Source organism: Pseudomonas sp. G1002 (assembly GCF_013385455.1).
Lineage (GTDB): Bacteria > Pseudomonadota > Gammaproteobacteria > Pseudomonadales > Pseudomonadaceae > Aquipseudomonas.
Genome location: NZ_JACAPY010000002.1, coordinates 1 through 23,293, shown reverse-complemented (window position 1 = coordinate 23,293; position 23,293 = coordinate 1). Strand labels below are relative to the sequence as shown.

The 23,293-nt window shown below is 62.4% G+C and carries 19 protein-coding genes and 1 pseudogene; 7 read left to right on the top strand and 13 right to left on the bottom strand.

Features of this window, described 5'->3' with window-relative positions; all coding sequences use genetic code 11:
* Positions 1-5 precede the first annotated feature (5 nt).
* Genes HX801_RS01110 through HX801_RS01090 form a run of 5 tightly spaced genes read left to right on the top strand, consistent with a single transcriptional unit; the run spans position 6 to position 5,886 of the window.
* Positions 6-938 (top strand): DUF58 domain-containing protein, encoded by a 933-nt coding sequence (locus HX801_RS01110; RefSeq protein WP_003218540.1) that lies wholly within the window; start codon positions 6-8, stop codon positions 936-938.
* The gene (locus tag HX801_RS01105; protein ID WP_003218539.1) at positions 935-1,429 is read left to right on the top strand and encodes a DUF4381 domain-containing protein; all 495 of its coding nucleotides are present in this window, start codon (positions 935-937) and stop codon (positions 1,427-1,429) included. Before HX801_RS01110 ends, HX801_RS01105 begins: the two co-directional genes overlap by 4 nt.
* Complete coding sequence (locus HX801_RS01100) at positions 1,422-2,510, top strand: VWA domain-containing protein (protein ID WP_177021420.1); 1,089 nt, start codon at positions 1,422-1,424, stop codon at positions 2,508-2,510. Before HX801_RS01105 ends, HX801_RS01100 begins: the two co-directional genes overlap by 8 nt.
* Positions 2,507-4,249, top strand: a complete 1,743-nt coding sequence (locus HX801_RS01095) for a tetratricopeptide repeat protein (RefSeq protein WP_177021419.1) — start codon at positions 2,507-2,509, stop codon at positions 4,247-4,249. The genes HX801_RS01100 and HX801_RS01095 overlap by 4 nt, the downstream gene beginning before the upstream one ends.
* Complete coding sequence (locus HX801_RS01090) at positions 4,246-5,886, top strand: BatD family protein (RefSeq protein WP_008433046.1); 1,641 nt, start codon at positions 4,246-4,248, stop codon at positions 5,884-5,886. The genes HX801_RS01095 and HX801_RS01090 overlap by 4 nt, the downstream gene beginning before the upstream one ends.
* 141 nt (positions 5,887-6,027) lie before the next feature.
* On the opposite strand, the gene HX801_RS01085 is transcribed toward HX801_RS01090, so the two are convergent.
* From HX801_RS01085 to HX801_RS01060, 6 genes are read right to left on the bottom strand one after another with little or no spacing between them, the layout of a single operon-like run.
* Positions 6,028-7,770, bottom strand: a complete 1,743-nt coding sequence (locus tag HX801_RS01085) for an ABC transporter substrate-binding protein (protein WP_003218534.1) — start codon at positions 7,768-7,770, stop codon at positions 6,028-6,030.
* Positions 7,771-7,805: 35 nt separating this feature from the next.
* Positions 7,806-8,078, bottom strand: coding sequence for a DUF2160 domain-containing protein (locus HX801_RS01080; protein WP_003218532.1), 273 nt, complete (start codon positions 8,076-8,078; stop codon positions 7,806-7,808).
* Between the two features lie 10 nt (positions 8,079-8,088).
* Positions 8,089-8,889, bottom strand: a complete 801-nt coding sequence (locus tag HX801_RS01075; RefSeq protein WP_003218530.1) for a carbohydrate ABC transporter permease — start codon at positions 8,887-8,889, stop codon at positions 8,089-8,091.
* Positions 8,890-8,899: 10 nt separating this feature from the next.
* Positions 8,900-9,766 (bottom strand): carbohydrate ABC transporter permease, encoded by an 867-nt coding sequence (locus HX801_RS01070; RefSeq protein ID WP_003218527.1) that lies wholly within the window; start codon positions 9,764-9,766, stop codon positions 8,900-8,902.
* Positions 9,763-10,860, bottom strand: coding sequence for an ABC transporter ATP-binding protein (locus tag HX801_RS01065; RefSeq protein ID WP_102369282.1), 1,098 nt, complete (start codon positions 10,858-10,860; stop codon positions 9,763-9,765). The genes HX801_RS01070 and HX801_RS01065 overlap by 4 nt, the downstream gene beginning before the upstream one ends.
* A complete protein-coding gene (locus tag HX801_RS01060; RefSeq protein ID WP_003218524.1) occupies positions 10,860-11,954 on the bottom strand; it encodes an ABC transporter ATP-binding protein in 1,095 nt (364 codons plus the stop codon). The genes HX801_RS01065 and HX801_RS01060 overlap by 1 nt, the downstream gene beginning before the upstream one ends.
* A 237-nt stretch (positions 11,955-12,191) precedes the next feature.
* On the opposite strand from HX801_RS01060, the gene HX801_RS01055 reads away from it, so the two are divergent.
* The gene (locus HX801_RS01055) at positions 12,192-14,018 is read left to right on the top strand and encodes a sigma-54-dependent Fis family transcriptional regulator (protein WP_134326816.1); all 1,827 of its coding nucleotides are present in this window, start codon (positions 12,192-12,194) and stop codon (positions 14,016-14,018) included.
* 134 nt (positions 14,019-14,152) lie between these two features.
* On the opposite strand, the pseudogene HX801_RS01050 reads toward HX801_RS01055, so the two are convergent.
* From HX801_RS01050 to HX801_RS01020, 7 genes and pseudogenes are all read right to left on the bottom strand, one after another.
* Positions 14,153-15,684, bottom strand: a pseudogene (locus HX801_RS01050) (sodium:solute symporter).
* Positions 15,681-15,935, bottom strand: coding sequence for a hypothetical protein (locus HX801_RS01045; RefSeq protein ID WP_003218518.1), 255 nt, complete (start codon positions 15,933-15,935; stop codon positions 15,681-15,683). Before HX801_RS01045 ends, HX801_RS01050 begins: the two are co-directional and overlap by 4 nt.
* A 130-nt stretch (positions 15,936-16,065) precedes the next feature.
* Positions 16,066-17,001 carry a choline kinase family protein gene (locus HX801_RS01040; RefSeq protein ID WP_003218516.1) on the bottom strand — a complete coding sequence of 312 codons (936 nt, stop codon included), beginning with the start codon at positions 16,999-17,001 and terminating at the stop codon, positions 16,066-16,068.
* Positions 16,998-17,954, bottom strand: a complete 957-nt coding sequence (locus HX801_RS01035; RefSeq protein WP_177021418.1) for an aminoglycoside phosphotransferase family protein — start codon at positions 17,952-17,954, stop codon at positions 16,998-17,000. The genes HX801_RS01040 and HX801_RS01035 overlap by 4 nt, the downstream gene beginning before the upstream one ends.
* 8 nt (positions 17,955-17,962) lie before the next feature.
* Positions 17,963-19,243 (bottom strand): M20 family metallo-hydrolase, encoded by a 1,281-nt coding sequence (locus HX801_RS01030; RefSeq protein ID WP_177021417.1) that lies wholly within the window; start codon positions 19,241-19,243, stop codon positions 17,963-17,965.
* Positions 19,221-19,979 carry a DeoR/GlpR family DNA-binding transcription regulator gene (locus tag HX801_RS01025; protein ID WP_008433061.1) on the bottom strand — a complete coding sequence of 253 codons (759 nt, stop codon included), beginning with the start codon at positions 19,977-19,979 and terminating at the stop codon, positions 19,221-19,223. Before HX801_RS01025 ends, HX801_RS01030 begins: the two co-directional genes overlap by 23 nt.
* A gap of 212 nt (positions 19,980-20,191) precedes the next feature.
* On the bottom strand, positions 20,192-21,595 hold the full coding sequence (locus HX801_RS01020) for an amidase (protein ID WP_043224881.1): 1,404 nt from the start codon (positions 21,593-21,595) through the stop codon (positions 20,192-20,194).
* 365 nt (positions 21,596-21,960) lie between these two features.
* Here HX801_RS01020 and HX801_RS01015 point away from each other — a divergent pair.
* Positions 21,961-23,293, top strand: a 1,333-nt coding sequence (locus HX801_RS01015) for a DUF6531 domain-containing protein (RefSeq protein ID WP_256344184.1), incomplete at its 3' end; no start/stop codon positions are given.

Sequence of the window (23,293 nt, the reverse complement as noted above, 5' to 3'; positions counted from 1 at the left end):
CGCCCATGAACGCTGGCGATGGAACCCGTGTCACCCTGAGCGAATTGATCGAGATGCGCCATCGCGTGCGAGAAGTGCAGCTGTTTTCCACGCCGAGCCAGCGCAGCCCGCTGATCGGCCTGCACCACTCGAAACTGCGCGGGCGCGGGGTCGACTTCGACCAGGTGCGGGTGTATCAGGCCGGCGACGATGTGCGCACCATCGACTGGCGCGTCACCGCACGCACCCAGGAGCCACACACCAAGCTGTTTCATGAAGAGCGCGAACGGCCGATCTTCATCATGGTGGAGCAAAGCTGCCGGCTGTTTTTCGGCTCGGGGCAGATGTTCAAGTCGGTGCTGGCGGCTCAGGCGGCGAGCCTGATCGGCTGGGCGGCGCTGGGCCATAACGACCGGGTCGGCGGGCTGGTGTTCGGTGACAGCGAGCACTATGAAATCAAACCCCGGCGCAGCAAGCAAAGCCTGCTGCAATTGCTCAACCGGTTGGTACGGGTCAACCAGAGCCTCAACACCGAACGCCGCCCCGAAGCCGACGCCCTCGGCATGGCCTTGCGCCGAGCCCGGGAAGTATTGCGCCCGGGCAGCCTGGTGATTGTGATCTGTGACGAGCGCGCCCTGACCGAAGGCGCCGAGCAACAGCTGAGCCTGTTGTCGCGGCATTGCGACCTGCTGCTGTTGCCGGTTTCCGACCCGCTGGACCACGCCCTGCCCGCCGCCGGCCTGCTGCGCTTCGCCGAGCGCGGCGCACAGCTGGAGCTGGACACCCTGAATTTTGATCTGCGCCAGGCCTACAAGGCCCAGGCCGAAGCCCGCAGCGCACGCTGGGAACTGCTCGCGCAAAAGCTGCGGGTGCTGTTGATGCCCTTGAGTACCCAGGGTGAAATGGTCGAGCAACTGCGCGAATACCTGAACCCGCAACGCCCGGTTAAAAAGCAATGAGCAGCCTCGACCAACTGCAACCCCTGATTGCCCCGCCAGTGATCGGCTTCTGGCCGCCGGCGCCGGGTTGGTGGCTGTTGCTGCTGATCATCCCGTTGGCGGGCTGGGGCCTGTGGTGGCTGCGCCGTTTCCTGCCAGCCAAGCGCCCATTGGCCCGTGCCGAACAACCCCTGGATCCGCTGCGCATCGCCGCCCTCGCCGAACTGGCCCTGATGCCCAAACCCTACGACGGCGCACCGGCCGGTGCCTGGCTGCAACAGCTCAACGGCCTGCTCAAGCGCCTGTGCCGCAACGACTACCCCTACAGCCAGAGCCACACCCTCAATGGCCGCAAGTGGCTGGCGTTCCTCGACAACCGCTGCCCCGCCGCCGGCCTGACCCGCTGGATGGTGCTGGTGGAAGGCGCCTACAAGCCCGAATGCAAACTCGACGACAAGGCCATCGCCGGGCTGACCCAGGCCGTCGACACCTGGATTCGCAAACATGTTTGAGTTCGCCTGGCCGTGGATCTTTGCCCTGTTGCCATTGCCCTGGTTGCTGCGCCTCATCCTGCCGGCGGCCGACAGCGGCGAACCGGCGCTGAAAGTCAGCTTCCTCAGCGACCTCGAAGGCCTGGCCCGCCGCCGCGCGCGGGTCAACCTGCCGGGCTGGCGCCAGCAAGCACCGTTTGTGTTCCTGTGGCTGCTGCTGTTGACCGCCGCCGCCCGCCCGGAATGGCTCGGCGAACCCTTGCCGATTGCAGCCAGCGGCCGCGACTTGCTGGTGGCGGTGGACGTATCCGGCTCGATGGACTTCCCCGACATGCAATGGCAAGACGAAGACGTCAGCCGCCTGAGCCTGGTCAAGCACCTGCTGGGAGATTTCCTGGAGGGCCGCGAAGGTGATCGCGTGGGATTAATCCTGTTCGGCAGCCAGGCCTATCTGCAAGCGCCGCTGACCTTTGACCGGCGCACCGTGCACACCTGGCTGGATGAGGCGCGGATTGGTATCGCCGGTAAAAACACCGCGATTGGCGACGCCATCGGCCTGGCCCTCAAGCGCCTGCGCCAGCGTCCGGCGCAAAGCCGGGTGCTGATCCTGGTCACCGACGGCGCCAACAATGCCGGCGAAATCGACCCGCTGACCGCCGCCCGCCTGGCCGCCGAAGAAGGGGTGAAGATCTACCCGATCGGCATCGGCGCAGACCCCGAGCAAACCGGCTCCCTGGGCATCCTCGGCGTCAACCCGAGCCTCGATCTCGACGAACCGGCCCTCAAGGCCATCGCCGAGGCCACCGGCGGCCGCTACTTCCGCGCCCGCGACGGCAACGAACTGCTGAAGATCAAGGAAACCCTCGACCAGCTCGAACCCGTGGCCCAGCAACCCACCCAGGCCCGCCCCGCCCAGGCGCTGTACAGCGCGCCGCTGGCGTTGGCGCTGATCCTCAGCATGCTGCTGGTGATCCAGGAACGCTGGCCGGATAACGCCCTGCAACGCCTGTTCAGCAAACTCTCAAGCAAGGGCCGTTTCCTGCAACCCAATCCTGAATGGCGTGAACGCCTCAAACGCTTGCGTTTGCGGAGGCGTCGATGATCGCCCTGTGGCCGCACTGGTTCCGTCCCTGGTGGCTGTTGCTGCTGCCGCTGCTCGGCTGGTTGCTGTGGCAGTTGTGGCACCGCCAGAAACGCGCCGGGCGCTGGCAGATGATTCTGCCGCCGGCGTTCCATGCCGCGCTGCTCAGCGGCGGCAGTGGCCGCGAAAGCAAGTCGCCATGGGTGGTGCTCGGCATCGCCTGGCTGCTGGCCGTGCTGGCGTTGCTGGGCCCGAGCTGGGAACGCGTCGAACAGTCCAGCCAGAAGCCCGCCGACCCGCTGGTGGTGCTGCTGGAACTGACCCCGGAAATGCTCGCCACCGACAGCCCGCCCAGCCGCCTCGAACAGGCACGGCGCAAGCTGTTCGACCTGCTTCAGGCCCGCAGCGATGCGCAGACCGCCATCGTGGTCTACGCCGGCAGCGCCCATACGCTGGTGCCGCTGTCCGACGACCTGGCCACCAGCCATAACCTGCTGGAAGCCCTGCGCCCCTCGATCATGCCCGAGCCCGGCCACCGTGCCGACCTGGCCGTGGAGAAGGCCCTGAGCCTGCTCAAGCATGGCGGCCTCGGCCAGGGTCGGCTGCTGCTGATCGGCTCGTCGCTGTCCAAGCAGGAACGCCAGGGGATCCGCCTGCAGCTGCAAGGCAACCAGGCGCCGAGCCTGTCGATCCTCGGCATTGGCAGCCGCGAAGGCACGCCGGTGACCCAGGAAAGCGGCGAGTTCCTCAAGGACGCCCAGGGCGCGATCCTCGTGCCGCGCCTGGACAGCCCGACCCTCAAGGCCTTCGCCAGCGAAATGGGCGGCCTCTACCGCCAGGCACGCCTGGACGACAAGGACCTGCGCCACCTCGGGATGCTGGACGGCCCGCAAAGCCTGCGCAATGACGGCCAACTGCTGCACCTCGACACCTGGGCCGACCAGGGTTACTGGCTGCTCTTACCGCTATTGCTGCTGGCCGCCTGCGCCGGGCGCCGTGGCTGGCTGTTCTTCCTGCCGTTGCTGCTGTTGGGCGCGCCGCAGCCCAGCTATGCCTTCGACTTACAGGACCTGTGGCTGCGCCCCGACCAACAGGGCCAACTGCTGCTGAAGAAAAAACGCCCGGCCGAAGCAGCCGGACATTTCGAAGACCCGCAATGGCAAGGCGTCGCACTGTATGAAGCGGGCAACTATGCCGAAGCCGCCAAGCGGTTTGCCGAAGGCAGCGACGCCTACTCCCACTACAATCGGGGCAATGCCCTGGCCAAAAGCGGCGAGCTGGAAGCGGCGATCGATGCCTACGAACAAGCCCTCGAAGCCCAGCCAGACTTGCAGCCGGCGCTGAAGAACAAGGCGCTGGTGGAAAGCCTGATGCAACAGGAACCGGAAAAAACCGAGCCGGCCAAGCCTGCAAAAAACGAGGATGACGAAACCACCCAACCCGGCCAGACTGCGCAACCGGGCGCCAGCAGCCAGACCGCCACCGGTGGCGAGCAGACGTCCCAAGGCCAGGGCCAGCCCGGCGCGACCGACACGCAAACCGGGGCCACGCCCCACGCCGGCAGCAACGAGGTACCCGGCAGCGAGTTGGGTGATGAACAAACCACCACCCCGCCCCTGCGCCCGGTCGACGGCACGCTTGAAGGCGAGCAGCGCCAGGCCCTGGAACAATGGCTGCGGCAGATCCCGGACAACCCCGGCGAGTTGCTGCGACGCAAATTCTGGTACGAACAGCAACAACATCAGGACAAGACTCGATGAACCGCTGCACCGCCCTTCTTCTCACCCTCGCGTTGTGGGCCAGCCAGGCCCAGGCCGCCGGCCTGGTGGCCAGTGTCGACCGCAGCCGCATCAATTCCGGGGAGACGGTGGAACTGACGGTGGAATCCAACGACGTCACGCTGTTCGGCAAGCCGGACCTGGCGCCGCTGGACCCGCTGTTTGAAGTGAGCGGCACACGCCAGATCAACCAGCTCACCACCCTGGGCGGCGACAACCACGCCACCACCCGCTGGATCATCACCCTGCTGCCCAAGGAGAACGGCACCGTGGTGATTCCACCGTTGCAGATCGGCGAACTCAAGACCCAGCCGATTACCCTGCAAGTGGTGGAAACCGTCAGCCAGAACACCGAGGCCCAACTGGCTCCTGTGTTCATCGAAACCAACCTCGACCAGGACAGCGTCTACGTCCAGGCCCAGGCGTTGCTGACCGTGCGCGTCTACCACTCGGTATCGCTGTATGACGACAGCAGCCTCACGCCGTTGCAGGTCGCCGATACGCGCATCGAGCAGTTGGGCGAGTCGCGCACCTACGAGAAAGTCATCAACGGCATCCGCCACGGTGTGATCGAAACCCGCTATGCCATCTACCCGCAGCACAGCGGCACGCTGACCATTCCGACGCAGACGTTCAGCGCCACCCTGGTAGAGCCACGGCCCGCCCAGGACAACAACCCCCAGGGTTCCAAGCCCGGCAAGCTGATTCACGTCAGTTCGCCGGAGCTGTCGTTGACGGTCAAGGCCAAGCCGGCAATGTACCCGGCCGACGCTCCCTGGCTGCCGGCCCGCAGCCTGACCCTCACGGAAAGCTGGAACCCCGAGCCCGATCACGTACAGGTGGGCGACTCCCTGACCCGCAGCCTGACCTTGAAAGCCGAAGGCCTGGCCGGCGCGCAACTGCCACCGCTGGCACTGAGCGACATCCCCGGCCTGCGCCGCTACCCGGACCAGCCGGTGCTGAGCAACCAGAACAACGACCGTGGCCTGATCGGCAGCCGTGAAGACCGCGAAGCGCTGGTGCCCAACCGCGTTGGCGCGCTTGAACTGCCGGCGGTGGAAGTGGTGTGGTGGAACACCCACGAAGACCATCTGGAACGCACCAGCCTGCCGGCGCGCACCCTGCAAGTGGCGACCAACCCGAGCCTGATCGTGGACACGCCGGCCAGCCCGACCGTGATCACCGCGCCGGACAACGACAGTCTGTGGATCTGGCAACTGACCAGCCTGATCCTGGCCTGCACCACCCTGCTGGGCTTCGGTTTGTGGTGGCGTGCACGCTGGCAGCCGGCGATTTTGCGTGCCGCGCAAACCGGCCCGAGCCCGCGAACTTTGCTGGACGACCTCAAGCGGGCGAGCCAGGCGAATGACCCGCAGGCTACGCGTCAGGCGCTGGATGCCTGGGCGCGACAGCAGCCGGAGACCCTGGCGGATATGGCGGCGCGGTTTGTGCCGTTGTCGGATGCGCTGGATGGGTTGAACGGCGCGCTGTACAGCGAGAGTGGGCAGTATTGGCAGGGAGAGGAATTGTGGCGGGCGGTGAAGGCGATTCCGATGGCGGAGCGCGAGCAGGACCCTGCGGGGGACAGCACCAGCTTGCCGCCGCTGTATCCCAAATAGCCCCCCCTTGCAGAAACACCGCAAACCCAATGTGGGAGCGGGCTTGCTCGCGAAAGCGGTCTGTCAGTCACATATCTGCTGACTGATCTACCGCCTTCGCGAGCAAGCCCGCTCCCACATTTTTGATCTGCGGCGTCTGGGTTACTTGCGCGCCGCCTCCCACGACTTCAGCAACTCGTTATAACTGACCGTCTCACCCTGCGGCTTCTCATTCGCCAGCTTCGGTTTCGGCGCACCCGGCTGGTCAAACCAGTATTGCGCATCCCGTTCTTCGTTCATTTTCGGCCCGCAAATCGGCTGCACCTTGGAGCGTTCCAGGCGCGTCATGATCGCGTCCTGATCCTTGGCCAACCCGTCCAGCGCCTGCTGCGGCGTCTTTTCTCCGCTGGCCGCTTCCGAAATATGGCTCCACCACAATTGCGCCAACCGTGGATAGTCCGGCACGTTGGTGCCGGTCGGGGTCCACTCCACCCGGGCCGGGCTGCGGTAGAACTCCACCAACCCACCGAGTTTCGGCGCCAGGTCGGTCATGGCCTGGGAGTTGATGTCGGACTCACGAATCGGCGTCAGGCCAACGATGGTTTTCTTCAGCGACACGGTTTTCGAGGTCACGAACTGCGCGTACAGCCAGGCCGCCAGTTTCTGCTTCTCGGGCGTCGACTTGAGGAACGTCCAGGAACCTACGTCCTGATAGCCCTTCTTCATGCCCTTTTCCCAGTAAGGCCCGACGGGCGATGGCGCCATGCGCCATTTCGGCGTGCCGTCGGCGTTGACCACCGGCAGGCCCGGCTTGGTCATGTCGGCGGTAAACGCGGTGTACCAGAAGATCTGCTGGGCGATGTTGCCCTGGGACGGCACCGGACCGGATTCGGAGAAGGTCATGCCCGCCGCTTCCGGTGGTGCATAGGCTTTCATCCAGTCCACGTATTTCTGCGTGGCATACACCGCCGCCGGGCCGTTGGTGTCGCCACCACGGGTGACGCTGGAGCCCACCGGGTGGCAATCCTCCACGCGAATGCCCCATTCGTCCACCGGCAAACCGTTGGGCAGGCCCTTGTCGCCGCCACCGGCCATGGAGAACCAGGCATCGGTGAAGCGCCAGCCCAGGGACGGGTCTTTCTTGCCGTAGTCCATGTGCCCGTAGACGCGCTTGCCGTCGATTTCCTTGACGTCTTCGCTGAAGAATTTGGCGATGTCTTCGTAGGCCGACCAGTTCACCGGCACGCCGAGTTCATAGCCGTACTTCTCCTTGAACTTGGCTTTCAGGTCTGCCCGTTCGAACCAATCGGCGCGGAACCAGTACAGGTTGGCGAACTGTTGGTCGGGCAGTTGGTAGATCTTGCCGTCGGGCGCAGTGGTGAACGAAATACCGATGAAGTCCTTGATGTCCAGGGTGGGTGAAGTGAAGTTCTTGCCTTCGTTGGCCATCAGGTCGGTGATGGATTCTGTCTTGCCATAGCGAAAGTGCGTACCGATCAAGTCGGAATCGTTGACCCAGCCGTCATAGATATTCTTGTCGGACTGCATCTGGGTTTGCAGCTTTTCCACCACGTCGCCTTCCTGCAGCAAGTCGTGGGTCAGCTTGATCCCGGTGATTTCGCTGAAGGCCTTGGCCAGCACCTTGGATTCATACTCGTGGGTGGTGAGGGTTTCCGACACCACGTTGATCTTCATCCCACGAAACGGCTCCGCGGCCTTGATAAACCACTTCAGCTCTTCAAGCTGCTGGGCTTCGGTGAGGGTCGACGGTTTGAACTCACTGCCGATCCATTTTTTCGCAGCGTCTTCATAAGCATCCGCCCAGGCCGCAGCACTGAGCCCGCTGAGCGCCAGCACGGCCGCCAATGAAATGCTATGTCGCAGCTTATTGTTTTTATCGAACATAGAGACCTCCTGGTTTTGGGGTTCAAAAGGGGCAGCTAGCCCCAGCGCATCACAGACAACAGCCACACCAGAGACAGCGCGGACGCCACCCAGATGCTCCAGCCGGTTACGCCGATCACCAACAAATGCAGGTAGGCGCTGCCGAGAAGACCGATAAACAAACGATCACCACGGGTGGTGCTGATCGGTAAAAAGCCGCGCCGGGGGATACTCGGCGAGCGCAATTCCCACGTCGTCATGCCCACCAGCAGCAGGCCGATCGCGGCAAAGAACAGTGCAGTCGGGGTGGTCCAGGCCATCCATTCCATCATCGACTCCTCAGACCCGGCCCAGGGCAAAGCCCTTGGCCACATGGTTGCGAACGAACCAGATCACCAGCATGCCCGGCAAAATGGTCAACACCCCCGCCGCCGCCAGCACGCCCCAGTCGATGCCGGAGGCCGAAACCGTACGGGTCATCACTGCGGCGATGGGTTTGGCGTTCACCGACGTCAGCGTGCGTGCCAGCAGGAGCTCGACCCAGGAAAACATGAAGCAGAAAAACGCCGTGACGCCGATCCCCGAGCCAATCAGCGGGATGAAGATCTTCACGAAAAACTTGGGGAAGCTATACCCGTCGATGTAGGCCGTTTCGTCGATTTCCTTGGGCACGCCCGACATGAAACCTTCGAGAATCCACACCGCCAGCGGCACGTTGAACAGGCAATGGGCCAAGGCCACCGCGATATGCGTATCGAACAAGCCAATGGACGAATACAGCTGGAAGAACGGCAGCAAAAACACCGCCGGCGGCGCCATGCGGTTGGTCAGCAACCAGAAGAACAAGTGCTTGTCGCCGAGGAAGCGGTAGCGGGAGAACGCGTAGGCCGCCGGCAGCGCCACGCTCAGGGAAATCACGGTGTTGAGGCTGACGTAGTACAGAGAGTTGAGGTAGCCGGTGTACCAGCTCGGGTCGGTGAAGATCACCTTGTAGTTGGCGAAGGTGAAGTCCTGCGGAAACAGGGTCAGGCCGCCGAGGATTTCGGTGTTGCTCTTGAAGGACATGTTCAGCAGCCAGTAGATCGGCACCAGCAGGAACAGGATGTAGACCAGCAGCGGGATCAGCTTGCGCTTGCTCATGTTGGCGGCCTCAGCGGTTGGCGTCGGAGTGGGTCATGGCGGTGTAGAACAGCCAGGACACCAACAGGATGATCAGGAAGTACACCAGCGAAAACGCCGCCGCCGGGCCCAGGTCGAATTGGCCTACGGCCATCTGGGTAAGCGTCTGGCTGAGGAAGGTGGTGGCGTTCCCTGGCCCGCCGCCCGTCAGCACAAACGGTTCGGTGTAGATCATGAAACTGTCCATGAAGCGCAGCATCACCGCGATCAACAGCACGCTCTTCAGTTTTGGCAGCTGGATATGTCGGAACACCGCCCAGCTGGACGCCCGATCAATCCGCGCCGCCTGGTAGTACACATCCGGGATCGCCCGCAGCCCCGAGAAACACAGCAGCGCCACCAGGGACGTCCAGTGCCACACGTCCATCACCAGCACCGTGACCCAGGCGTCCATGGTGTTGGCGGCGTAGTTGTAGCTGATGCCCATCGCGTTGAGCGTGGAACCCATCAGGCCAATGTCGGCACGGCCAAAGATCTGCCAGATGGTGCCGACCACGTTCCACGGAATCAGCAGCGGAATCGCCATTACGATCAACACCAGCGACGACCATCGGCCCTTGGTGGGCATCGTCAGGGCAATCGCGATGCCCAGCGGAATCTCGATCAACAGCACACACGCCGAGTAGATGAACTGACGCAGCAGCGAGTCATGCAGGCGCGGGTCCAGCAGCACCTGTTTGTACCAGTCGGCGCCGACGAAGTAGCGGCTGGATTGGTCGAAGATGTCCTGCACCGAGTAGTTGACCACGGTCATCATCGGGATCACCGCGCTGAAGGCCACCAGCAGGAACACCGGCAATACCAGCCACCAGGCCTTGTTGTTCTGCACCTTGTTCATGGCTGCACCTCAAGCAAGTAGTCATCGGCATACACCATCAGCCACTGCCCCGGAAAGCTGATGGACGCCTGGCCCTCGGGCACCGGTTTGTCTTCGGCCAGGCGCACTTTCAACGGTGCGCCATCGAGGTTGAGGGTCATGATCTTGTAGGTGCCGAGGTCTTCCACATGGGTGACTTGCGCCTGTAGCGCGTCGGGATTGTGCTCATCCCACACATGGATAAATTCCGGGCGGATGCCGACCTGCAGCCTTTTGTAAGGCGTTTCGCCAATGCGCTGCTGCAACGCCTCGGGCAACGCCAGATGTGTCCCGGCAAAGCGCACACCGCCCGCCTCTGCCTGCACCTCAATCAGATTCATCCCAGGGCTGCCGATGAAATAGCCGACAAAGGTGTGGCTGGGCCGCTCGAACAACTCCCGGGGCGTGCCGAACTGCACGATCTGCCCGCCGTACATCACCGCGATCTTGTCGGCGAAGGTCGAGGCTTCCAGTTGGTCGTGGGTCACGTAGACCATGGTGATGTTGAACTGCTCGTGGATCTGCTTGAGCTTGCGCCGCAGCTTCCATTTCAGGTGCGGGTCGATCACCGTCAGCGGTTCGTCGAACAGGATCGCCGACACGTCATCCCGCACCAGGCCGCGGCCCATGGAGACTTTCTGCTTTTCATCGGCAGTGAGGTTGCGGGCCTTTTTGTCCAGCAGGTTTTGCAGGTCGAGCACCTCGGCAATTTCCTGCACCTTGCTGTGAATCTTCGCCTCGGCCATGCCCTGGTTTCGCAGGGGAAAAGCCAGGTTATCGAACACGGTCATGGTGTCGTACACCACCGGGAACTGGAACACCTGGGCGATGTTGCGTTTTTCCGGGGTCAGCTCGTTGACCACCTTGGCGTCGAACAGCACCTGGCCTTCGGACGGGCTGAGCAGGCCGGAGATGATGTTGAGCAAGGTCGACTTGCCGCAGCCCGACGGCCCCAACAACGCGTAGGCGCCGCCCTGCTCCCAGACGTGATTCATCTCGCGAATCGCGTAGTCCTCGGGGCCGTTTGGCTTTGAGCTGTAGCTGTGGGCCAGGTTCTGCAAATGGATCTCGGCCATCAGGCAACCCTCGCGACACGTCGGCCGGGGGCCTGGACCAGCCGTCCCTGGCCATCGAACACAAACAGTTTGTGGGTGGGGATATAGATGCGGATCGGCGCGTCGACGTCGTACTCATGCACCCCGGGCAAGTGCAGCACCAGCAGGAAGTGTTCGCTGCGTACGTGCAGGAAGGTTTCCGAGCCGCTGATCTCGGCGACTTCCACGGTCACTGCCAGCTCCAGGTCATCATCGTTGCTCGGCACCAGGCTGATATGGCTGGGACGCACGCCAAAGCGAAACTCGCCTTCGCCGATGGGCCGCAGGTCGACGTTCAGCGGGAAGTGCACGAAGTTGGCGAAGCTCACTTCATTGCCACTGATGCGCCCGGGCATCAGGTTGATCGGCGGCTCGGAAAACAGCTCGGCCGCCAGCACGGTTTGCGGCTGGTGATAGACCTCGGCGGCCTTGCCGCTCTGGATCACCCGGCCCTCGTGGAGAATCGTGGTGGTACCGCCCAGGGCCAGGGCTTCGTTGGGTTCGGTGGTGGCGTAGATGGCGATGGTGTGACGCGCCTTGAACAGCTCGCGCATTTCCTGGCGCAGTTCTTCGCGCAGTTTGTAGTCCAGGTTCACCAGGGGCTCATCGAACAGAATCAGCTCGGCATCCTTGACCAGCGCCCGGGCCATGGCGGTGCGTTGCTGCTGGCCGCCGGAGAGTTCCAGGGGGTGACGCTGGAGGAATTTCTCGATGCGCAACATTTTCGCGGTTTCGAGGACTTTGCTCTGGATCTGCTCGGCAGAGACTCCGGCCTGGCGCAGCGGCGAGGCGATGTTCTCGAACACGGTCATGGTCGGGTAGTTGATGAACTGCTGATAGACCATCGACACATTGCGCAGGCGCACCGGCTTCTGGGTGACGTCCACGCCATTCATCAGGATGCGCCCGCTGTCAGGCTTGTCCAGGCCGGCCATCAGGCGCATCAGGCTGGTCTTGCCGGAGAGCGTGCGGCCCAGCAATACATTGAAGGAACCGGCTTCGAAACGCAGGTTGGCGTCGTCGATCCAGGTTTGGCCTTCGACAACGCGAGTGACGTGCTCCAGGGTCAATGACATGACACGACCTTTTTATTATTGGAATGGTTCTGGCAGGAGCACAGAGCGAGTTCCGTGCCAACAACCCAAACCTCAGGCCGGTCAACGAGTTAGGCAAAACAGCGATTCGCCTCTGAACAGAAATGAACAGGTCAGGCTGAACAACTGAACAATCGGCGGGTTGACAATGAACAGTTCTGAACAACACTGAACGGGCCTTCCGCACCCCAGAACAACAATAAAGCAAGGGTCACCGCCATGAGCACACCGCTGGCGCACGATGCCATCATCCAGGACTCCTGGCGCCGCTGCCGGGCCTATGGCCTGGATCACCAGAGCACACCGAGCTTCGACCAACTGCCCGCAGACGGCGTCAGCCAGTTGCTGGAAAGCCAGCATTCCCTTGTGCAGACCACCCACCAGGAAGTGCTGCCCTACTACGAAAACATCCTCAGCAACTCCAACTGCCTGATCATGCTTGCCGACAACCAGGGCCAGGTGCTGACTTCGTGGGGCACCCAACGCTTTATCGACCCCAAGCTGGCCCGTGGTTTCAGCGCCGGCGCCAGCTGGATGGAGCGCTCCAGCGGCACCAACGCCATCGGCACCGCCCTGGCCTGTGCCCAGGCAGTGCATATCGAACATGACGAACACTTCCTCAAGGCCAACCGTTTCATGACCGGCTCGGCAGCGCCGATCTTCGATGCGCAGCGGGAAATCATCGCGGTGCTGGATGTGTCCAGCGACAGCTACCTGCCGCCCTCCCACACCCTCGGCATGGTCAAGATGATGAGCCAGACCGTAGAGAACCGGCTGATCCTCAACCTGTTTCGCGGTGAGCATTTCCAGCTGACGTTCAACACCGGGCTGAACAACCTCGATAGCCAGTGGGCCGGACTGCTGATCTTTGATGAAAGCGGTCAGGTACTGTCGGCCAATCGCCGGGCCGACAACCTGCTGGGCATCAGCCTGTCGCGGGTATTGATCGACAGCCTGTTCAAGGTCTCGTTGCTGGAACTGCTCAACCAGCCCGAAGGCCTGCCCTTCTCGCTGCAAGCCGCCGGACGCAACCGTTTCCAGTGCCTGCTGAAACGGCCGAAACAGGCGCCAGTGCAGGCTCGCGTGTTTGTGGAAACGAAAAAGCCCCGCGAACCTGGCCCCACGGCCATCAGTCTCAAGACCCTGCACTTCGGCGATGCCCGCGTGGAAAAGGCCGTGCGTCAGGCCGAGCGCCTGCTGGAAAAGGATATTCCGTTGCTGATCCACGGTGAAACCGGTGTCGGCAAGGAAGTGTTCGTCAAAGCCCTGCACCAGGCCAGCTCTCGCAGCCAACAAGCGTTTATCGCGGTCAACTGCGCAGCGATCCCCGCCGAACTGGTGGAGTCGGAACTGTTCGGCTATGAAAAAGGCGCATTCACCGGCGCCAACCAGAAAGGCAGCATCGGGCTGATCCGCAAGGCAGACAAAGGCACGCTGTTCCTCGACGAGATCGGCGACATGCCCCTGCCGACCCAGGCCCGGCTGTTGCGGGTATTGCAGGAACGCTGTGTGCAGCCTGTAGGCAGCAGCGAGTTGTACCCGGTGGATTTGCGGATCATCTCCGCCACCAACCGCTCGCTGCGCGAACAGGTACAGCTCGGGCGTTTTCGCGAAGACCTGTATTACCGCATCGGCGGCCTGACCCTGGAGCTCCCGCCGCTACGGGAGCGCACGGATAAACAGGCGTTGTTCAAGCAGCTGTGGCAACAGCATCGCGAGCCGACGCAGTGGGCCGGGTTGACTAACGAGGTGCTGGCCTTGTTTGAACAGCATCCGTGGCCGGGGAACCTGCGCCAGGTGAGCAGCGTGTTGCAGGTGGCACTGGCCATGGCGGAAGAGCAGCCGATTCGGGCGGAACATTTGCCGGATGATTTTTTTGTGGATTTGAATGGGGTGGTGCCGGTGTGTGATGCAGTGGATGACAGTCTGGACCTGAATGAGCGACTGAAGGCGGTGGGCGGGAATATCTCTCACCTGGCCAGAGAGCTTGGCGTCAGCCGTAATACCCTCTACAAACGCCTGCGACAAAACGGGAATGCTGTGTAGAAACACAATCAAAAATGTGGGAGCGGGCTTGCTCGCGAATGCGGTATATCAGTCGCTGATGCTTTAACTGACAGTCTGCATTCGCGAGCAAGCCCGCTCCCACATTGGAACTACATTGGGTTAGAGAAGTGGGTTCAGTTCAGGACCGGCCTTGCCCCCATTGGCACTTCGCGCCCCGGCGCCGCCATCTCAAACAACTGCTCCACCCGCGCACTCTCCTCCTCACTCGGCTTGATCACCAATGCACACGCCACAAAAATCCCCGCATTGACCACCAGCCCCACAATCCCGCTGGTCAACGACCCCAGCCCGGGAATGTCGTCCGGATACATCGTCGTCAGCACAATCGCCATCACGATCCCCGCCAGCATCCCGGCAATCGCGCCTTCCTTGTTGCCGCGGCGGCTGAAAATGCCGAAGAACAGCGGCACCGCCAATTGGATAATCCCCTGGTAGGAAATCTGCGCCAGCAATTGCAGTCGCGCGTAATCAAAGGTCAGGTACGCCAGCACCGAGGCGGCAACGATAAACACCACCATCCCGGACTTGGCCAACAGCGTCAGTTGCCGATCGGTACGCGGGGTGTTCCAGGTAGCCAGGTCGTTGGCGAATTGGGTGCCGCAGACCTGCACGCAGCCGTCGACGTGGCCGATGCTCGCCGCCAGCACGATGACGATCGCCAGCGCCAGCATCCACGGCCCGCCGATGTCGAACAGCGAGAGGAACCAGCCTTGTTGCGGGTGCGCGATGACGTTCGGGTCCTGGCTGATGGCCGCGGCAAACAGCATCAGAATCCCGTAGAAACCACCCACCAACAGGATCGTGTACAGCGTGCCTTTCTTCACCGCCTTGACGCCGCTGGCGGTGTAGATGCGCTGGAAGCTCATGGGCCAGCACATCGAGCCGATCACGCCGGTGAAGATCAGGCTGAACATGTACAGCGGGCCGTAACCGGTGCCGCTGGCGCCGGGAATCAGCAACATTTTCGCCGGCAGGTGCGCCAGGTTGGAGAACGACGCCTGGTCGCCGAACAGCAGGAACACACACAGCGCCGCACACACGACATAGGCGATCAGGCCCTGGAACATGTCGGTCATGATCAGCCCGCGCATGCCCATGCTCACGGTCCAGTACTGGCGCACCAGCACCACCACCACGCCGGCGACCAGGCAGGTGGTGACGCCCCAGCGGCCGAAGCTGGCGAACTGGAACAACATCGCCAACCCTGGATGCCCATCACCACCCACGGGAATACCGAGATGATGCCGATGATCGAGGCCACGCGCTTGACCACCGGGCTGTTGAAGCGCATGCCGAGCAAGTCCGGCTGGGTGCGCAGGTTGAAACGCTGGCCCCAGGTCCACGCGCGGCGGGCCATCAGGTACATTGCCGTCACGCCAAGGGTGGCGTAGACCATGCCGTAGAAGCCCAGGGCGCCGCCGATGGTCAGGGCGAAAAACGCGGTAAAGGTCGAGCCCGGCCACCACGAGTTGGTGTAACACATGGCGATGTACCACGGCCCATAGGAGCGCCCGCCTACGGCGTAATCGGAAAAACTCGTGCTCTCGCGGTTGGTGGCGTACAGCACGGCGATCATCCCGGCCAGGAACAGGCCGATGACGCCGAAGGTGATAAAGAGGTTGGCATCGCTGGCGGTGCTGATCATTGCGCATCTCCCTCTTCGGGTATTTCGCCGGCCTTCAATTCGGCGACGTACAACGCCCACAGGCCCAGGCCTGCGAGGACGGCAATGGCGATCCAGTAGAAGATCGGCAACGGTATGCCCAGTACCAACGCGGTACTGCCGCTCACGCTCAAATAGAACGGCGGGAATAAGGCGAGCATCAGCAACAGGAAAAAGTACACGCCAAAGAGTTGGCTTTTCAGGCGTCCGGGTGGTGCGCTATCAGATTTCATGAGTCGGGTGCTCCTTGAATTTGTGGATCGTTTTTTTGTGTGATCAAACAAAAATCAAGCAGTGAAAACGCAGGCACCAATCAGCGCCCAAGTGACTTCATTCAATGCATTATTGTTGTACGGCGCAGGCTCAAGCCTGTCTTAGCCAGGTTTCCCATTGCGAATCGTTGATGATGCTGCGGGCACGCATGTGCTTCCAGGTGCCGTATTTGTAGAAGTCGAAATCCAGCTGCGACACCGCGTGCTGCACCATCGCCCAGGTCGACCATTTGATGTCCGCCAGGGCCTTGTGCAACTTGATGCGCGCGAGGTTCTGCGGGGTGACCTGGCCGAAGTAATCCTCGATCAGGGCCAGTTCCATTTCATCAGTGAAAAACATCTCGCCGAACCACAGCGCCAGTTCGTAATGCCGGTCGTTGTTGGAGGCGTATTCGAAGTCCACCAGACGAATTTGCCGACGGTCGTTGAGCATGAAATTACCCGCCAGGGTGTCATTCATGCAGGGAGCCAGGTCGATGCCGGAAGCTTGCAGCACGCCCCGGGCGCGGTCGCATTGGCGGCGCAGCCAGGCGTCGTCGGCGGGCTTGCAGCCGTTGAGCTGCTCCACCTGCCGCTGGTGCTCGGCAATCATGTCGAACACGGTCTTGGTCTGCACCAGTGGCGGCTGGTCGTTGAACGCCTTGAGGGCGTGCAGTGCGTTGTGGCGCACGTCGCGGTCGAGGAAGTCGTGGTTGGAGGAGGCGCGCCAGCCCTCCATGAACTCGAAGACTTCCACGCCGAACTCTTCAAGGAATGCGAACACCGGCGCGCCATAGCCGGTTTGCGCCGCCTTGAGGCTGGCGTCGTGGGCCGTGCGGCGGTCAATGAACATCTCGGTGCCCACGCCCGGCACCTTGAAGAAATACGCAGTGTCGATCCCGGCCACTTCCACCCGCCAGTTGGTGTTGGAAATCCCGCCGCTGACCGGTTCATAACGAATGCCGGTGCCGCCCCAACTGGCAACCCCGCGCACCGCCGCTTCCAGCTGACACTCTTGTGGCGTACACGCCTCACCTAACGCTTTCATGCCTGCCCCTCCTGTACCTGACGTAGCCAACCTTCAAACCGCGGGTCTTGCAGACTTTGGCGGCAGCGCAACAGCGTCCACTGCCCGACCTTGGAAAACTCCAGCGGCCGCGCCGAGGTAGCGCCGACCCACAGGCCCCAGAGCGTCCAGTACCAATCGTTGATCAAGGCGTACAAGCGGCAGCGCGCATAGTCGCTTTCACGGCACTCGCCGGCCCAGGCATGGATGCCTTCGCGCCAGTCGTTTTCGAAGACGTACAACTCGTTAAGGCTGATGGCCACGTCGTACCAGGGATCACCACTGCCGGCGTAATCGAAGTCGATCAGTTGCAAGGCGCCGTCCGGGCCGATCATCACGTTGCTCGCCACGCCGTCGCCGTGCAGCGGCACCGAGTCGCTGGCGTTCAGTTGCAGCGAGGTCCAGGCCAGGTCAATGCAGGTGCTGATCCAGGCGTGGTCGATGGGCAAGGCCACGCTGTAGCGCACGCATAATTCGCGCAGGTGCTGGATGTCTTGCAGCGGCGAGCGGGCGAAGCCCGGCGAGGTGCCTTGGTGCAATTGTTTCTTCAGGGCCCAGAGCGCTTGCAGGCGCTGGGGCTGCATCAATTCGTCGAGGCGGGCCCAACGCCACTCGCTGGTGGGCAACGCATCCAGCAGCAACACGCCGGCCGTGGCATCCACCAGGCGCACACCCGGCGTCACGTCGCAATCAGCTGCCAGTTGGGTGGCGCGGGCAGTGCGTTCAATGTCGATCAGCGCGCGCATGTCGTCATGCAAGACTTTGGCGTAACACTGGCCCCACGGTGCGCTGACGGTAAAACCGGCCCACTCGGTGGCCAGGCGTACCGGCGAGGCAATCCCGGCGGTGCCCTCTTCGACCACCACATGGGCAGACAAGCCGGCGGCCTCCAGGGCGCCCAGCAGCCGTGACTTTGCTTGCAAACGACTCGACATGGCAGACCTCAGCGGTAGGCGTTGGGGGTGGAACAGGCGCGGTGCAGCAACGCGGTCAGCATGTGCAGGCCGTTGCGCATGTCCTGTTCGCTGGTGAATTCCGCTTCGTTGTGGGACACGCCATTGCTGCTCGGGATAAACAGCAGGCACACCGGGTAATGCCGGCTCAGGCTGATGGCGTCGTGGCCTGACACGGTGACGCTATTGCCGATGGGCAAGCGCAGTTGCTGGCCGACCCCGTAGGCCAGCTCGGCAAAACCGTGATGCAGGTGGCTCGGCTCACGCAGGGCGCGGCTTTCGATGCTGTAGTCAGTCGACGTGGCGCTGGCGGTGGCCTTGAGGCTGGCGTCCAGGCGCGCACCGGCTGCGGCCAGTAATTCGGTGTCGGGCGAGCGGTACTCGACATGCAACGTCACGCTGGAAGGCACCACGTTGGGGGAATTGGGATAGATCTCCAGGCGCCCCACCGAGCTGTGCAGCAGCACGCCGTGCAGGTCGGCCTCGGCCCGCACCGCAGTGATCGCGTGGGCGGCGGCCAGCAAGGCATCCTTGCGTGCAGCCATGGGTGTAGGACCGGTGTGGTTCTGTTCACCGATGAACCGAATCCGTTGCTTGAGGGCGGCCCAGGTGTCGCGCACCACACCGATGGCCAGCCCGTCGCGCTCAAGACCATCACCTTGTTCGACGTGGATTTCCACATAACCGGCGACGTCCAGCTCGACGCGGCCCTCCCCCAGATAACCAATCTGCTGCAGCGCATGCTTGAGGCTGATGCCATCGCCATCGCGGCAGGCCCAGGCGTCCTGCAGTGCCAGGTCACCGGTGAACACGCTGCTGCCGATCAGGCTGGGCTGAAAACGCGCGCCCTCCTCGTTTGTCCAGTTCACCACCGCCAGGTTGCACGCCGGTACTTCGCCGCGCTCGCGCAGTTGGCGAGCCAGGCTGGCCACCGCGACTGCGCCGGCCAGTACGCCATAGACCCCATCGAAACGCCCGGCACTCGGCTGGCTGTCCAGATGCGAACCACACAGCACGTAGGGCGCTTCTGGATTAAAGGTGATCAAACCGAACATGTTACCCACTGCATCCACACGCACGTCAAAACCGCGTTCAGTCAGCCAGGCCGCGAACAGGTCGCGCACGGCGCCGTCTTCAGCCGAGGCGGCGAGGCGATGCAGCCCACCGGCCTTGGTCGCGCCGATGGCCGAGGTGTCGCGGAACAGCGCCTCGAAGGTTTCAAGGTCCTGTTCACTGGGCACCAGCAACTCAGGGGTAAAGGATATCGACATGGGCTTGCTCCAGGCGGGTCGCAAAGTCGTTGGACGGCGCACGATTGGTGACCAGGGTCGTGATGGCGCTGAACGGCAGCGTATTGATAAAGGTGCGGTGGCCGAACTTGGCGTCATCGGCCAGGATCACGCTGCGCAGGCTGTGTTTGGTCAGTTCCCGGCGCAGCAGCGCCTCGGGCTCCTGGTAGTCCATGAACCCCAGCTCCAGGTCGACAGCGCCGATGCCCATGAAGGCAATGTCGTAGTGGAACTGTCGGACGAATTCCAGGGTGTGGGCGCCAATCAGCGCGTTGTCGTTGCGGCGCACATCACCGGGCACCACCAGCACCTGGTTGGCGCTTTGCTCGGTGATCAAGCGGGCGATGTCCAGGGAGTTGGTGATGATGCGCAACTGGCTGAACGCGGTCAGTTGCTGGGCCAGGGCCAGGGTCGAGGTGCCGGTGTCGAGGAACAGCACCATGCCTTCGCTCACCAGCTTCGCTGCACACACCGCGATACGCGTCTTGGCCTGGGGCTTGATGCGGCTGCGCACTTGCAGCGGCTGTTCTTCGTTGAGTCGCGGCAGAATCGCGCCGCCGTGGATGCGCCGCAGCTTGCCGGCTTCTTCCAGGTACTTGAAGTCGCGGCGGATGGTTTCTTCGGAGACGAACAGCGCCTGCGCCAGGTCCGACGCCTTGACGCGCTGGTGTTGGGTGAGCAGGAGCATGATTTCGTCGAGACGTGGCTGGTTGAGCATAAAAGAGGTATTCCAGGGCAGGTTCAGGCGGCCGGTATTGCGCGCCCCACGGCGAAACGCGGCGCGAGCCGGTCCAGCGGGGAGCATAGAACGTAATACAGCCATGGACAGGGTCACGGGTACCTCTCACTCATCAGGGTGTGAAAGGGCAGGACAACACAAAGCGTTTATCACGGGCGGGCTTCTTTTGAGCCCACTCCGGGTGCAATCAATCAGGGCATCAGCATCGGGGGAAGGTGCTGATCCCAGGGGGCGATGGCTTCGACGGCCGCGCAGAATTGCAGCACCTGGGCGTCGGCAAAACGTGGGCCGATCACCTGCAGGCCAATCGGCAAACCGCTCGGGCTGAAGCCGCAGGGCAGGCTGGCAGCGGGGTTGCCGGTGATATTGAACGGATAGGTAAACGGCGTCCAGCGGGCCCAGGGCACCGCGCCCTCCTCGCCCGGCCAGCCCTCGGGGGCAACCCGGTCGGCGGCGAACGGAAGGATCGGCATCGTCGGCATCAGCAGTACGTCGTAGTCATTAAACAGCGCGTGTACCTGATTGGCGAACAGTGCACGTTGCTGCACGGCCTTGAGGTAGGCCGCCAGATCGTAATCGGCGGAGCGCTTGATCAGCGCAGCGAAACCCGGGTCCAGTTGGTCGAGGCGATCGGCCAGGGATTTGCCATAGGCGATCCCGCGCCCGCCGACCCACAGGGTTTCGAAGGTGGCCAGCGGGTCTTGCCAGTCCAGGGCCAGGGTGGTGACGGTGACCGGCAGCTCATCCGCAAGGTAATGCACCGCCGCTTCGACGGTGGCGGCGATGACCGGGTCCACCGGCGTATCGAACAAGGTCGGGCAATACGCCACACGCACGGGGCCCAGCGGTTGGTCGCAGCGCGCCAGGTAGGACTCGGTGGGCGCGGGCAAGGCCTGGTGATCCAGCGGATCGGGGCCGGAGAGGATATCGAAGAGTAACGCGCTGTCGCGCACGGTACGGGTGATCGGGCCGGCGTGGCTGAGCATTTCAGTGGCGGACCAGGGCCAGGTGGGGATGCGCCCCAGAGAGCCTTTAAGAGCGAATGCACCGCAAAAGGCGCCGGGAATGCGCACCGAACCGCCGCCGTCGGAACCCAGCGTGGCCGGGACCATGCGTGCTGCCACCGCAATGGCCGAGCCGGAACTGGATCCTCCGCTGGTGAGCTGGGGGTTCCAGGGGTTGCGGCCATTGCCGAAAACCCGGGAGGTGCTGGCGCCGGTCCAGCCGAATTCGGTGGTGGCGGTCTTGCCGAGGATGATCGCGCCGGCCTCCTTGAGGCGGCGGATGATCGGGGCGTCCTGGGTGGGGACGTTGTCCAGGCCGGTCAGCGAACCGCGGGTGGTGCGCAGATTGGCGGTGGAGAACAGGTCTTTGATGCCGAAGGGGATGCCGTGGAGCGGGCCACGAAATTGGTTGGCCTGCGCTTCTGCGGTCAGGATTTCAGCCTGCTCCCGCGCGGATTCGGTGTAGACGTCGCCGAAGGCATTCAGTGTGGGATTGTGGGTTTTGATGGCTTCGAGGCTTTGCTCGACCAGTTGCACAGGGGTCAGTGTGCCTTGGCGGATGCTTTCGGCTGCGTGCAGGACGCTGGGCATGTGGGTCAGTGAGGTATCAGTCTTCATTGAGCATCCTGGGACATCTGCGAAATGATCCAGCGGGTACGTCAATAGACGCCAAGGGAATGGAAGCTGTCAAGTTGGATTTGTTGCATATGTGGGTTTTGTGGGATTTATTTTTGTCGGAGATTTGGCTTACGAAAACGGGTCGGTTTAGCCGGGGATTTGGCGAAACGTCCTATCAGTAGCAGTGGATAGCTCTGACTTCTTTCTCTTACAAACCTCTGCAAAGTCCCTCGCCTGATCACACAGCGCGAGGGAACGCCGATGTTTTTTTCGATTAATGCCCTGCCCGATGGGGCTGCCTCTTGAATCCCGCCATAGGCAGGTTGGCCCTGGCTCCCATGGATGTGGAGACGAAGGACGTTGAAGCGGTCTTTCGTAACTTCAGGGAGTGCCTTAACACGTTTGACGATTGGGCTGAGAGCTTCTGGAGCTTTTCGTCGCTGGAAGTCGAGCAGGTGTTCAAGGTTGGAGATGAGGTCGCGCTGGTCGCGCCTGTTTCCTCTAAAGCCCCCAGTACCACCGTTGCAATGTGCAAACCCAATGGTGCGCTGACCCTGGTGCATATGTTTGAGAGCAAGCGGTTTGTGCCGATCGGCAACACGCCGGTCATGCTCCAGGCCATCGCCGAGGACGGCAGCCTGATCGGTCCCCCCATTCATAAAACCATCGGCCCCAGCGGCATCCTCGAAATCACCGACTGCACGCGCGACCAGCAGTATCAGGTCAGCTTCTACCCCGATGTTTCCAAAGATCACGTCAAGGCGCTCTACGCCTCCTATCAGTCGGTGATCAGCTCACTGGAAAGCAGCTTGCGCAGTGAATGGACGAGCACCTTCGAAGAGCAGTGGAAACAGTACTCAAACGCCAGCGCCCTCGACCGTCGCAAGTTGATGGACGCCGCGTTTGTGCGAGGGATTACGAACACGCTGTACAGCCTTTGGGACGGTATTCCAAACCTGTACGACTGGCTGGCGGACATCAAACCCAATAGCGAAAAGTTGCTGCAGTACCTCTCCCAAGGCGAGCTTGAAGAGCTGTTGAAGCTCAGCAATGAGGCCATTGCCAACGGTCTTCTGGTGCTGAGCGATGAACCGCTGTTGTTCATCTATCTGTCGGCGATGTTCAGTTGGGCGCAATTGCTTCCGCCGCCGGACATGAACGAGCTGCTGGGGGAAATGACTTCCGAGGTACTGCTCAACCTGCTGTTGCTGTTGGCCACCGGCGGCATGGGTGTGGCGGTGCGTTTGGGCCCGCAGGTGCTGGGCAAGGTCAGGTCCGGCCGGGCACGGGTGTTACTCGAGCAGATGGCCAAGTTGGGCGAGGCACCACGGCTGGACTGGCACCCCAGTGTGCTTAAGCCGGTGTCGCTTAAAAATGATCCAGTGTCGATCAAGGCAGCGGCCGTGCCGTTGAAGGCCGGTGTAAACGAGGTTTCGAATCCGGCAGCGCTGGTCCGAAAGCCTAAAGCGGCACGCACGGCGCTGGTGAAGCAAGAACATGTGGATGATGCCCCGGCTTCGGCGAAAAACCCCAATGGGGATGCTTCGGTCTGTTCGGCGAATACCTGTACCAATGGCTGTCCGGTTTCGATGGTTACTGGTGAGGAACTGCTGACCCTCACAGACGGCTCGTTGGAGGGTGTCCTGCCATTTGCCTGGACGCGGTTGTATC